This is a genomic window from Acidobacteriota bacterium (genome assembly GCA_018001935.1).
GTDB lineage: Bacteria > Acidobacteriota > JAAYUB01 > JAAYUB01 > JAAYUB01 > JAGNHB01.
Map to the genome: position 1 here is coordinate 22,706 of JAGNHB010000032.1, position 13,087 is coordinate 35,792.

A 13,087-nucleotide genomic window follows, 5' to 3' on the forward strand; every position below is an offset into this window, starting at 1 on the left:
GAATACGCGAAATTAATTGAGCAACTGCCGGCCGCAACCCAATCTCAACCACGGATGAACACGGATCAACACCGATTTCGGAGGAAACCCCCATGGACAATTCCCGTCTCGCCCTTCCGGTCCTTTGGGTCCCTTTGGTCCTTTAGGTCCTTTCGTCCTTTCACGCCCGTCATTTCCCCGCCGAACCCCGGTCGCCCATCGATCCGCCGCCCTGCTCAGCCGCGGACGCGGCGGTTTCGGCCTTCCAGCGCGCCAGGCGCTTCCGCCAGGGCGCCCGGCGAAACGGCTCCTCCCGGACCAGGTTGGCCACGAGCAGCGCGACCAGGAAGGTGAAGGCCCAGGCGAAGATGATCGGGAGAAAGGTGCGGGCGTGGCCGCCGATGAGGGAGGCCAGGAAGGCCACGGCCAGGATCGGAATAAAAAACATGAGAAAGACAATCGCTTCGGGAACCCCGGGCACGACGTAGCGGTGGCGAAGGGCGGCGGCCTCGGCCAGGCCGGGGGGCAGACCGTGCAGGTGCTGCAGCATGAAGGCGGCGGGGCGCGGCGCGTCTTCCCCGGCGAGACCGGTGACGCGGTTGCTCAGGTCCTTTCGGAGGGCGGGATCGCTTTCCAACAGACCCGTGTCCGCCGCGACCCGGATGACCCTTTCCCGCAGGTCGTCCCAGCCTTGCTGGTGGAGGAACTCCTCGAGGGTCTCCGGGGGGAGCCGGAACATCTCGTCGATGAAGCCGTACCGCTCGACCCACGGCGTCCAGGACCGGGCCACGGCCGCGGCGTGAGCGCGCACCGCTTCGCCGACCCGGCGACGGGTATCCTCCAGGGGCCTGCCGGCCGCCAGCAGGCGTTCCTCCGCCTCCCGGGGCGAGTAGCCGGTCCGGCAGGCATTCTTGAGCGGCCGACCACTCGGGGTGCTTGCCGGAAAATGCCGGTACCGCGAACGGTCGAGTTTCCGAGGCGTCATTTTCAGAACCTTCCAGGCGGATTCGTCCATTCCGGCCTCTCCCCCTGCCGCACTTGCCCGGGCGGGCGACACCCGGTCCCTGGACCTCCGGCCGCGGACAGGATAGCTGAAAAGACGTCCGGTTCACAGGCTTTTTTGGGAGGCAGCCCTGACGAACGCGTATCAAGCCGGTTCAACCGCAGGGAACACAGGGAATACCAAACTCACAAGACAGGTTCATATGGGAATCGTGCAGAGGGGTGGACACCGCGCTGGGCTTTCCCGGGCGACCGGAAGACGCCGCTCCACGCGGCCGGCTCAACGCCTTTCCGTTGCCCTGAGCGTCTATTGAAGCGGAAAAGCTGTGATGAAACGATCGAACAGCCTTAACGGCCCCGCAAAAAGTCCCTTGCAGCCCGCGAATCACGCGAACGAACGCGAATCAGAATCCAATAAGTCAAAGAAATCATAAGCGTTATGAATTCGCGTGCATTGGCGTTATTCGCGGGATATCTCCATTTTGGCGACTTTTTGCGGGTGCGTCGCCTTTACGATTTCTTTACGGTCGGCGGGGTGTTTCGTGGGGTAAAATCGTCTCGAGAGGTTGGGAAAGAGGGAGGCCACGATGCTGGGTGGAGCGACGAAAGTAGGGTTCGGGTGGGTGCTGTCCGGTTGGCTGGCGGGAGTCGGCGTCGCGGCGCCCCCCGCGAAGCCCCCCGCCGTGAAGGGGGCGACGCCGGCCGCGGCGGTGGCCGCCGTGCGGAAACAGGCCCCGCCGGGGTTCACGGTGCTGGTCGAGCCGCCCTTCGTGGTGGCGGGCGACGAGGCGCCCGAGACGGTGAGACGGCGGGCGACCACCACGGTGAAGTGGGCCGTGGACAGGCTCAAGCAGGACTTCTTCCGCAAAGACCCCGTGGAGACCCTCACCATCTGGCTCTTCAAGGACGACGCCAGCTACCGGAAGCACGCGAAGCTGCTCTTCGGGGACACCCCGGAGACGCCCTACGGCTATTACTCCGCCCGGCATCGCGCCCTGGTGATGAACATCGCCACCGGCGGCGGGACGCTGGTGCACGAGATCGTCCACCCCTTCATGCACGCCAACTTCCCCGCGTGCCCGCCCTGGTTCAACGAGGGGCTGGGGTCGCTCTTCGAGCAGTGCCACGAGCGGGACGGCCACATCGTCGGCCTGACCAACTGGCGGCTGGAGGGGCTCCAGCAGGCGATCCGGGCGGGGAACACGGTGAGCTTCCGGGAGCTGACCGCCAAGACCGACGCGGAGTTCTACGGGGCCTCGGGCAACCCGAAGTACAGCCAGTTCTACGGCCAGTCGCGCTACCTCTGTTACTACCTCCAGGAGCAGGGCCTCCTGGTGAAGTTCTACCGCGACTTCACCGCCAACGCCAGGGCGGACCCCACCGGTTACAAGACGTTGCAGAACGTTCTGGGCGAGAAGGACATGGCGGCGTTCCAGAAGCGGTGGGAACGCTACGTCCTCGGGCTGCGATTCCCTTGAGCCGGATCAACCGGAAAACAAACCACGAACCAAACGAACAAAACCCGCAGTTCTATGGTCGGACGTCCAAGATCCGGATTGAATTAACGGCAGCGATGTAATACAATCAATCTGTTGTTGTATTACGGGAGGTGGGCATGACCGTCAGCCTGAGAATGTCCGCGGAGACGAAGGAGAAACTGAAGCAGGCGGCCGAAGCGTCCGGGCGAACGCAGAGCCGTTACATTCTGGACTTGGTGGAGGATTCCCTGGGGTTGTCGGAGCGGGAGCGAAAGGTTCGGGCGCTGGCGGGGTGGATGAGCGACGTGGAAGCCGCTGAGTTGTCGGAGAACCTCGCCGTTTTCGAGACCGTCCATCCGGGAGACTGGGCATGAACCTGGTGCTGGACACCTCGGCCTACGTCGGCTTCGCTCGGGGCCACGAGCCTGTCGTCGCCGCCCTGGCGCGGAAAGGGACGACGCTCTGGATCCCCGCCGTCGTTCTCGGGGAACTGCGCTACGGGTTCCTGAAGGGGACGCGGGCGGCCTGGAACGAGGAGAAGCTCGGACAGGTGATGAAGGAACTGGACATCCGGGTCATCGACGTGGACGAGGACGTCACGCGCAAATACGCCGTCGTCTACCTTTCCCTTGAAAAAAAGGGCACGAAAATCCCCGTCAACGACGTCTGGATCGCGGCCTCCTGCCTGAGCATGGGCGGGACGCTCCTCACCTCGGACCGACACTTCGAAGCCGTTGAGACCCTCGACTTGATGCTGTTCGAGTAGAAACACCCATCCCGAAGAGATTCTCGCCTTTGGCCCGTTGAGGGGCATCAAACCAGGGAGATGAAGGAAATTCGGCTCCCATCCCGAAGGGATTAAAGAAATTAGCCGGCGGGTACTCCACCGGAGGTGGTGTTCCCGCCGGGAAAGCGGTTGTAATGAAGGTCAGCGCCCCGGAGGCGGCGCGAGAAAACTGCTGCCCGTGCCATCCCGATGAACAAGGAGACCTTCCGGCGCCGCCTCCGGGGCGCGGGACCGAGAGGCGGGTACCGTTTTTCCGGTGGGAGCACCGCCTCCGGCGGAGCACCCACCGGCTAATATCCGGAATCCCTTCGGGATAAAGAGGCAGACGCTTCGAGAAAGCCAAAGACCTCGGCTTTGGTGTTACCCGTCTTCTACATCCTACCTCTGATCGAACTACCGGGTTTTGTCCCTTGTTTGACGACGGGTATCCCACGCCTCAGTGACCTGATCAGAAATTTGAAGGAAAATCGACGGAAACCGGAGCGATTCCCTATAAAAACCTCGAGATCTCGTCCTTGTTGGGTTCCGCATCAATGACATCCGCTTTTCCTCCCCCTATCCAGCCCCTGTCGATGCACTCCCTGCCGTCCCGATGGCTCTCTTGGCGTGAGGTCTTCCCATCCGTAGGGCAAAGCGGCAACTCGGGGACTCGCTGCCGCACTCCGAAAGCGGCGCTCCGGGGGCCTTCGCGCCGCGTGACCGGCGGGGCTTTCGCGCCGCGTGTGGTCGGGGCGAGGCTCTCGCACCATGTGGCCAGAAGCGCTTTCGCGCCGTGCGGCCAGAAAGGCATTCGTGCCGTTGCCGGGGCGGGGCGATTCGGGGCGAGATCCGGGGGCTCTGCGAAGAGGCGTCAACCTTCCGGCATCGGTAGCCGAAGGACGGCTTCGCAGCCCTTCCCCTCCGGGCGGTTGTTCAGCTCCAGGGTGCCGCCGTGGGCCTCGGCGATCTGGCGGGAGAGGACCAGGCCGATCCCCGAGCCGCTGGGCTTGGTGGTGAAGAAGGGAACGAAGAGGTTGGCGGGATTGGCGATCCCGGGGCCGCCGTCCCGGACGCGGACCACCGCCGCCCCGCCCTCGGGTCCCCACGACACCGCCACGCCGCCCCCCGTCACAAGCGCCGCGTCCGCGGCGTTCCGCAGCAGGTTGATGAGCACCTGGTCCAGCTGGCCGGCGTCGGCCTGAACCGTTACCGGCGGTCCTTCCTCCACCGCGACCGCCAGCCGGGTCTCCAGCGCCGCGGCGCGCCGGACGGCATCCCCCAGGTCCACCGGTGCCAATCGGGGCAGGGGGAGCCGGGCCAGGCGGGAGTAGCCGTCGAGGAAGCGGTGCAGCCCCTCGGCACGCCCCTCCACGATGGCGAGGCCCTCCTCGAGGTCCTGCCGCCAGTCCTCGGGCGGGGGGTCGCGGCGCAGGATCTTGAGAAGGCTGCCGGCGATGGACCGGATGGGCGCCAGGGAGTTGTTCAGCTCGTGCCCCAGGACCCGCAGCAGGCGCTGCCAGGCCGCCCGTTCCTCGTCCCGGAGGGCCCGGCTCAGGTCGGTGAGCACCAGGAGGGTGTGGCGCCGGCCGTGTTCACGGAACTGCGTCCGCCTCAGCTCCCAGCGGCCCGCCCCCCCGGGGAGGTTCAGTTCCGTAACCCGGGGAGTCTCCCCGATCAGAAGCTTGTCCAAACCCAGTTCCCGGGCGTTCCGGCCGGCGAGGTCGGCGGCCGTTCTTCCCAGGAGCCGCTCGCCCGCGCGGTTGACCAGTCGCAGGTTGGCACCGCCGTCGAAAGTGAGGAGCGCCACGTCGATCTCACCCAGGACCACCCGCACCAGGGCCTGCGCCTCCAGGGACCCCGCGCGCTGCTCCCGGAGGAACTCCCCCAGGTTGTTCACCTCGCGGACCAGTTCCCCCAGGGGGTCGGTCATCCCGCCGCCCCGGACCCGCAGGGAGAAATCCCCTTCCCGAAGGGCCGAAAGCGCGTTGGCCAGGGTGCGCAGGTGGCGGTTCACCCGGGCGCGGCAAGCGACGAACGGAACCAGCCAGGCCAGGAGAGCGATGACGGCCAGGCCCCAGCGGGTGGAGGGAGACGCCCCCCCGGTGCCGGCCAGGAGCGCCGTGAGGGCCACGGCGGGGAGCAGGCCCAGGAGAAGCGACGCGCCGGGGTGCCGTTGAGAAAATTTCGACTGCGGGCGCCGGGGCGGGCTCATGCGGACTGCCTCACGCGCCGGCTTCGCCGGCCCCGTCAAGGCCGTGCTTCTGGAGGCGGCGGTAGAGGGCGCTCCGGCTGAGGCCCAGGGCGCGGGCGGTGCGCAGGACGTTGCCGCCGTGCCGGTCGAGCGCCTTGCGGATGAAAAGGCGCTCGAGGTCCTCCAGGCTCAGGTCGTCCGGGGCGGGCCCCGTTCCGGGGGCGGGACGGCAGGAGAGGTCCGCCGGCTGGACCCGGGTGCCGCGGCTGAGCAGGACGGCCCGCTCCACCACGTGGTCGAGTTCCCGCACGTTCCCCGGCCAGGCGTAGGTCTGGAGCACGTTCAGGGCCGACGCCTCGAAACCCGTGACGGGCTTCCGGTACTTCGCCGCGTGGCGTGCCAGGAAGTGGGCGGCCAGGAGGGGGATGTCCTCGGGGCGCTCCCGCAGGGGCGGCAGCCGGACCTCCACGGTGTTGAGCCGGAAGAGGAGGTCCTGCCGGAAGCGGCCGGCCGCCGCCTCGGCGTTGAGGTCGGAGTTGGTGGCGGAGAGGATGCGCACGTCCACCCGCTGGGTGCGGGACGACCCCACCCGCTCGAACTCGCCGCACTCCAGCACCCGCAGCATCTTGGCCTGCAGGGCCGACGGGAGGTTGGCGATCTCGTCGAGGAAGAGGGTCCCGCCGGCGGACAGTTCGAAGCGGCCCACCCGGTCGGCCCTGGCGTCGGTGAAGGCCCCCTTGACGTGGCCGAACAGCTCGGACTCGAAGAGCCCCTCGGAGAGGCCCCCCATGTTGACGGTGACCAGCGGCCTGTCGGAGCGCTCGGAGAGGGAGTGGACGAGCCGGGCCAGCAGGCCTTTCCCCGTCCCGTTTTCGCCGGTGATGAGCAGGTTGGCGTCGGAGGGGCCCACGCGGCGGACGAGGTCGATGACGGCGGCCATGGCCGGGGAGCCGCACACCATCTCCGGGAGGCCCTCGCCGCGCAGCAGTCGGTTCTCTTCCCTCAGAAAGCGCTCCTGGCGGGCCGCGCGACGCAATTCCACCTCGGTCCGGACGACATGCAGAAGACGCTCGTTGTCCCACGGCTTGCCGACGAAGTCCCGGGCCCCGCGGCGCATGGCTTCCACCGCCAGGTCCACGGTGCCCCAGGCGGTCATCACGATCACCGGGAGGGTGGCGTCGAGGCCCCGCAGGCGCTCCAGCAGGTCGAGGCCCTCCCGGCCGGAGGTGGTGTCCCGGGTGTAGTTGAGGTCCACGAGGGCGGCGTCGAACTCCCGCCGGGAAGCCAGGTCCAGGGCCGCCGCCGGGGAGTCGGCCGCCTCCGCCCGAAAGCCTTCCGTCTTGAGGAGGAGCCGCAGGGCGTCCCGGACGTCGGGCTGGTCGTCGGCGACCAGGATGCAGGGGGGCTGGGTGGGGGGCATCATCCTCCGCTCCGGACCCGGCAAAGTGAAACGACCTCCGGGGAGAGTTCACAAGACGTGTGTTTCGCGGGTCCGGTCCCGATTATGGGCCAGGAGAGCGGAAAAAGCAACGGACAAGTGCCGCTGTGAGGCGGGCCCAAGCCCGATGCCAGCAGTGTTCCCGCCGGTAGCACCGGGACGGGGAGGATCGGCGCCCCGGAGGCGGCGCCGTGAAACGGCCCGCGGCCGGCCTTACCGCGCCGGGTCGACCCCGGAGCCGAGGATCGCCGCCGCGCCCAGGGCGTCACCCTTCTGGTTGCGTTCGCCGCGAAGGATCAGTTTCCAGGACTTCTCCCCGCTTCGGAAACGGAGTTCCACGCCGTAGTTCTTCCCGGTGGCCACCGTCGAGGCCCATCCGGGCACCAGGTCCAGGGCCCCGCCGCTCCCCGCCTTGGCGCCGTAGTCCCGCTCGCTGCAGACCGAGGCCTCCCGCAAGGCGGTCCGCGGGAAGTGGAAGGAATCGTTCCGCTGCGGCTTGTCGGGGCTCCCGCCGTAGTCCTCGCCCTCGAAGGTGATCCAGTTCTTCCGAAGGGTGAGGGTCCCGGCGTAACCATCGGACGGCGACCATGTGCGGACCGCCCACTGCCCGACGACCGCCGTCTCCGCCTTGAGCGCCCCAACCTCCGGGTCGTGGGGCGAGAGGGTTTCCAGGGCCTGAACACCCGCCTCGGCGACGTCCCAGCGCCCGCTCGCGATCGACTCGCGAACGGTGGTTTTCAGCCCGGCCGTGTCCTTGCCTTTCACCACGGCCGCGGGGAAAGGCGGCGGGGGGACGTCCGGCCGCTGGGCCTTCACCTGCCAGCTCCGGATGCGCCGCTGCATGGAGATCACCTCGAAGAAGGGGAAGCGGGTGTAGACCCGCCACTTCTCCTTTCCGCTCTTCATTTCCAGGCCGTGGCAGACCACGCCGTACCCCGGCTGATGCCAGGCCGTGTCCTCCTTGTACTTGACCTCGACCCCCGGAAGGGGCCACCGGAAACCCTCTTCCCGGGGACCCTCCGGCGGGGTGAAGTCCAGCCCGATCCAGTGCCGCCGCAGCCACAATTGGGCCGGTACGACCGCTTTTCCGCGCGGCGCCAGAACCTCCCATCGGTCCACGAGGGCGATCTCCCGAAGCCACCGGGTTGCATCCCCGTCCCCCGGGTCGGCTGCCAGAAGGGCGCGGGCCTGTGTTTCCGCCTCGTCCCACCGGCCCTGTTTGATCAGCTCCGGGACATCTGCCCTGTCCGCGGGTGCCCCAGCCACGGCTGTTTCAGGTGGAAGGCCCCGCCCGGCCGACAGGAGACCGCCGGCAATCATGACTCCCATCCCGGCAATGCAGATCCTTTTACGCCAACTGTTCCCCATTCCGGCACCTCCGGCAGGTCTGACAAGAATCGCGGAATCACACGTATTATACATGGCGACTCACGGACTGCCAATCACGCTGGATTTGTTTGGCCCCGCCAAGGGCCGAATGTCGGTTGAAATCGATGCTTCTGTCGGGTTGTCCCGAGCGTCGCCGGCAGGAAAACCGTGCTGCGGCCACGTTCTTCCCCGCCAACAACGGGGCGACCCGGAGAAGGCGAGCCTTCGTGCCCCTTGGCCGCATCCCTGGTTAACCGGTTTTCTTGGCGGTCTTGGCGCCTTGGCGAGGTCCAGATCCGGATCGGCTCGCGCCAAGACGCCAAGCTCGCAAAGGAAGAGCGTTAAAGCGCCTGCATGTATCGCATGCCCCGTCAGCGCCGTCACGCCGGCGAGAGGCTCGGCACCCTCTCCGCAGGGTGCCCGCGCGCCGCCTTCCTGGAAAGGGAGAGGATCAAGGGCTGTGGGCCGCCGTCGCCCAGGGGGCCGCTGATCCTGGCGGCGACCGCGTTCACGGGTGCGACGGCGATTGCGATTGCGACAGTGGCTGCGGCTGCGACTGCGACAGCGATTGCGACTGCGATACCGATACCGATGCCGATTCCGATTCCGATTCCGACCCCGACCCCGATGGGGATTCCTCCGGACCTACAGCCTACAGCCTACAGCCTTATTCCACCGCGTCCAGGAGGATCTCCGCCACGTCGCGGACCTCGACCCCCTCGAGGTTGGTCTCCTTCACGCCGTCGGAGAGCATGGTCATGCAGAAGGGGCACGCCGTGGCCGCCACGCCGCAACCGGTGGCTTTCACGTGCTCCATGCGCTTGTGGTTGATGCGCGTGCCGAGGCTCTCCTCCATGAAGACGCGGCCGCCGCCGCCGCCGCAGCAGAAACCCTTGTCCCGGTTCAGGGCCATCTCGGCCAGCTTCACGCCCCGGACGCTGCCGAGCAGGGCCCGCGGCGCGTCGTAGACCGCGTTGTAGCGCCCGAGGTAGCAGGAGTCGTGGAAGGTGATCTTCGCTTCAAACGACTTGACGGGCTTGAGTTTCCCTTCCTTCACCAGCTTCTCCAGGAACTGGGTGTGGTGCCAGACCTCGTACGTCCCGCCGAACTCCGGGTACTCGTTCTTCAGGGTGTTGTAGCCGTGGGGGCAGGTGGTGAGGATCTTCTTCACGCCGGCTTCCTTGAAGATCTCCACGTTGCCCTGGGCCAGGGTCTGGAACAGGTACTCGTTGCCGGTGCGCCGGGCGGCGTCGCCGCAGCACCCCTCGGCCTCGCCCAGGATGGCGAAGGAGACCCCCGCCTTCTTCAGGAGCGTGGCGAAGGCCCGGGCGATCTTGCGGTTCCGGTCGTCGAAGCTGCCGGAGCAGCCCACGTAGTAGAGGTACTCGAAGGACTCCGCCTCGCCCACCACGGGGACGTCCAGCCCCTCGGCCCACTCGGCCCGCTTGTGGGCGCCGATCCCCCAGGGGTTGGAGTTGTTCTCGAGCCCCTTGAAGGCTTTCTGGAGTTCCTCGGGGAACTCGCTCTCGGAGAGGGTCTTGTAGCGCCGGAAGTCGGTGATCCACTGGATCTGCTCGATGAAGAGGGGGCAGGCCTTCTCGCAGTAGCCGCAGGTGGTGCAGGCCCACAGTTCGTCGGTGCCCACGGTCTCGGAAGCGTAAAGGTCCGGCAACTCGGCGCCCTTCCCCGCCAGGATCTCCTTCTCGTGCCCGTAGACGTAGTGCTTGAGGTGGTCGTTCATCCGCTTGGGGGAGAGGGGCTTGTCGGTGGTGTGGGTGGGGCAGTGCTCGTGGCAGCGGCCGCACTCGGTGCAGGAGTAGAGGTCCATCACCACCTTCCAGTCCAGCTCGGTGGCCTTCGCGACGCCGAAGCTCTCGGCGTTCTCGTCCTCGAGGTCGAGCGTGCGGAGCTTGCCCATGGGGGTCAGCTTGCGGAAGTAGACGTTGAAGAGCGAGGTGATGACGTGGAAGTGCTTGGACCCCGGAAGGATGTTCAGGAAGGCCAGGATGACGGCCGCCTGAACCCAGAAGCAGGCCTGCCAGGTGAAACTCAGCATTTCCGGGGACAGCCAGGCCATCAACGGCGCCAGGGCCTTGCCCAGGAAGCCGAAGGAGTGGCCGGTGAGGGCCTGCTCGGCGGCGGCGCCCTTCATGTCGGTCATCATGAGGACCAGGATCAGGCCCAGCACCAGGTAGGCCTCGCCGGAGCTTTCCACCCGCGCCGGACGGACGACGAGGCGCCGGAAGAAGGCGTAGATCACGGCGAGGAAGACCAGGACGATGAAGAGGTCCTTGGGCCAGGCGTAAAAATCACCCAGGGCGGCGGCGAAGTTGTATCGCACCAGCGTGCCGAGGAAGAGGGAGGCCGTCTGGACGCCCAGGACGCAGAAGCCCCAGAAGATGAAGGCGTGCATGAGCCCCGTGGCGGGGTCCTTGAGGATGCGCTTCTGGCCGAAGACGTGGACGAGGGTTTTCTTCACGCGCTCCGCCGGCCGGTCGAAGCGGTTCTCCGGGGCGAACTTCGTCAGCAGCCGGATCTTGTTGCGCATCCTGACGGCGAAAAGCCCCACGCCGGCCGCCAGCATGGCCAGGAAGAGCAGATATTGAACCAGTCCGGGGGCACCAATCATGGCAGACTCCTTCCCGAAAGTGAGCCGCCATTATATGCGGAAGGCCGTTTGTGTCAAGCCGAAGAGGGGCCCCGGTGGTTATTGCGCTGTGAGGATTTCCGGGCAGAGGCGGCAAACGCTCGGAATACCTCCCCAGCCGGGATACACACGGCTCCATGCAGCCAAAGAAGCGCCAAATATGGAAAGAGCCACCATTTTCAGGCCATTTTTCCCGACTTTGGACACACTTCATGAAAACCCCTTCGCTTCCGCCGGGCACAAGTACTTCAGACTGTCCCGATCGGCCTCGCATCCCTTGAGCGACATCGGGTAGTGGCCGGACTTCCCGCTGTCCACATCCTCGCGCCAGCAATACAACCGCCCGTCCTGGTCGCAACAGAGCCCCTCGTTCCCTCGACCCGGCAGCAGCTTCAACGGGATCGGCCGGACCGGGTAATCGTTTCTCCCTTGGCCCCGCCGACTTTCCAGCGTACGCACCAGTCCCTCGTCCGGCAGGTTCTCCAGCACCAGCCGGGTTCTTTTGATGTCCTCCATCTCCTCGATGAAATCCCAACTGAAGAGGTCGTTTTGTGCTCTCATCGCCATGGCTTTGCTGCTCCTTTCCGGGCCAGTTAATTGGCGTTAACGAAACCCGATTGTAGCATGCAAAGCCTTTATTTTCAATATAATATTTCGAAAAAGCAATTTGTTAAAGCGGGCCTGCGTCGCTTGTCCCTCCCGGAGGGGGGGTGGGGGAAATCTTTGCCACTTTGGTGAATTACCGCCTCCCCGATCGCCTCTCCCCCCCTATTCCCGGGGGAACGATTTACGCTTGGGCGCCGCAACCCTTCTCCTGAGCCCCTTCACAGCAACGCAATTGCCTCGGTGCGGCGGCGACGGCGGATTTGAACCACTAATCACACTCATCGACACGAATAATCACACTATTCGACACTAATTAGCTCCAGAATTAATTGATTCTATTTGTGTTGACCAATAATCGACTCAAGAGGGAGCTTTGATGGAGGGCTATCCGCAGGAGATTAGTGAAGATCAGTGTAATTAGTGGTTGATTCGGAAAAGCTTCGGTCAGGTGGCAGCTGAAAGGCAGGTGAAAATCGGCTCGTCGAAAGCGTCCTCCTCGTCCCCGGCGATGGTGATGAAGGCGTGGATCTGGTTCAGATCGCTTTCATAGGCCGTGCCGGCCCGGAATACATAATTTCCAGGGGGAAGCCCGTCGAGGCAGAAATACCCGTCCTCCTCGACATGGCAAGCGGCAATGCGTTTCGTCTCCCTGTCGAGATGGGACAATCCATACTCGTTTGCCGGACATTCGAAGATTTCCACCATCGCATCTGCAGCGCTTTTCCCGTCGGGGAGGGATATCCTTCCGAAGACGCGGTGACGGGGGACAGGAAGGTCGAGCAGGATGAACTCGTTCCCCCCATTGGAGAAATGATCGGATGCGGCCGGGCGGCATCGGCAGGGGCAGAGATTGACCGGGTTTTTACCCCGGTGATCGAATATAACCTGGATACTGAGAACCGATACGGTCCGCTGATTCCTGTCCGTATCAAGATCGACCATCCTCGCCCAGCGAAGACGGGCACGTTCGTATGTCTCCTGCATGTACTCGGTCCGGTATTCCACGGCGAAGGGCAAGGAAGCCGGCCGGACGACCCGCCCCTTCGTCTGGATGCGGTCAAGGCGATCCAGCAGTGAGCGGAAGTCCGACTGCGTGAGAGGCTGATACCCCTCGGTAGCTTCCCATTCCGGATGGGTTTCGAAATAGTTCCCAAGATCCTCGACGCGGAGTTCCAGCAGGTTGCCCGCCGGGTCCAGGTCGACGCGGAGGACGTGGTGGCGGCCGACGGGGTAGAGGTGCAGTTCCGCGTCCAGGGGCGGGCCGAAAACCTTCGCGGCCCGGGCGAGCAGCCGGGAGGCGTCCGCGGCCGAGGCGAAGGCGAAGGCGCCGCACAGGTAAAAGGCGATCAGGATGATCAGGAAACGCTTCATGAACCTGGGCTCCCGGCCGGATTATACCCGAGGCGGCAAGGGATCGGAACCTGTTTGTCGCGCACGGATGGACCGGGCGGGACCCGGGTGCCGTTCCGCCGCCCGGAACCCGTCCCGACGGCGCCGATCGAACCGGAACAGTCGCAGCATGAAAGTATCTCGCGCGGAGACGCGGAGGCGCCGAGCCTTGCAAGGGGAGCCCGAAGGATTCCCGGCTTCTTTGCGAGGCTTGGCGTCTTCG

10 protein-coding genes are annotated in these 13,087 nt (G+C 65.7%); 3 read left to right on the forward strand and 7 right to left on the reverse strand.

All coding sequences use genetic code 11. From position 1 onward, the window contains the following. Window positions 1-169 precede the first annotated feature (169 nt). Entirely contained in the window at window positions 170-994 is an 825-nt protein-coding gene (locus KA419_12685) for a hypothetical protein (GenBank protein ID MBP7866794.1), read from the reverse strand. A gap of 574 nt (window positions 995-1,568) precedes the next feature. Here KA419_12685 and KA419_12690 point away from each other — a divergent pair. The 3 genes from KA419_12690 (at window position 1,569) to KA419_12700 (ending at window position 3,225) form a co-directional block, all read left to right on the forward strand. Then, window positions 1,569-2,459: a hypothetical protein gene (locus tag KA419_12690; GenBank protein ID MBP7866795.1), complete on the forward strand. Its 891-nt coding sequence runs from the start codon at window positions 1,569-1,571 to the stop codon at window positions 2,457-2,459. A 137-nt stretch (window positions 2,460-2,596) separates the two neighbouring features. After that, a complete protein-coding gene (locus KA419_12695; GenBank protein MBP7866796.1) occupies window positions 2,597-2,833 on the forward strand; it encodes a TraY domain-containing protein in 237 nt (78 codons plus the stop codon). Then, window positions 2,830-3,225 carry a type II toxin-antitoxin system VapC family toxin gene (locus tag KA419_12700; protein ID MBP7866797.1) on the forward strand — a complete coding sequence of 132 codons (396 nt, stop codon included), beginning with the start codon at window positions 2,830-2,832 and terminating at the stop codon, window positions 3,223-3,225. Before KA419_12695 ends, KA419_12700 begins: the two co-directional genes overlap by 4 nt. Window positions 3,226-4,096: 871 nt before the next feature. On the opposite strand, the gene KA419_12705 is transcribed toward KA419_12700, so the two are convergent. The 6 genes from KA419_12705 to KA419_12730 form a co-directional block, all read right to left on the reverse strand. Next, window positions 4,097-5,437 (reverse strand): PAS domain S-box protein, encoded by a 1,341-nt coding sequence (locus KA419_12705; GenBank protein MBP7866798.1) that lies wholly within the window; start codon window positions 5,435-5,437, stop codon window positions 4,097-4,099. 10 nt (window positions 5,438-5,447) lie between these two features. Next, window positions 5,448-6,839, reverse strand: coding sequence for a sigma-54-dependent Fis family transcriptional regulator (locus KA419_12710; protein MBP7866799.1), 1,392 nt, complete (start codon window positions 6,837-6,839; stop codon window positions 5,448-5,450). 228 nt (window positions 6,840-7,067) lie between these two features. Beyond that, window positions 7,068-8,174: a hypothetical protein gene (locus KA419_12715; protein ID MBP7866800.1), complete on the reverse strand. Its 1,107-nt coding sequence runs from the start codon at window positions 8,172-8,174 to the stop codon at window positions 7,068-7,070. Window positions 8,175-8,889: 715 nt separating this feature from the next. Beyond that, entirely contained in the window at window positions 8,890-10,851 is a 1,962-nt protein-coding gene (locus tag KA419_12720) for a (Fe-S)-binding protein (protein MBP7866801.1), read from the reverse strand. 228 nt (window positions 10,852-11,079) lie between these two features. Next, window positions 11,080-11,436 carry a hypothetical protein gene (locus KA419_12725; protein MBP7866802.1) on the reverse strand — a complete coding sequence of 119 codons (357 nt, stop codon included), beginning with the start codon at window positions 11,434-11,436 and terminating at the stop codon, window positions 11,080-11,082. A gap of 483 nt (window positions 11,437-11,919) precedes the next feature. Beyond that, window positions 11,920-12,846 carry a carboxypeptidase regulatory-like domain-containing protein gene (locus KA419_12730; protein ID MBP7866803.1) on the reverse strand — a complete coding sequence of 309 codons (927 nt, stop codon included), beginning with the start codon at window positions 12,844-12,846 and terminating at the stop codon, window positions 11,920-11,922. Between the last annotated feature and the right edge of the window lie 241 nt (window positions 12,847-13,087).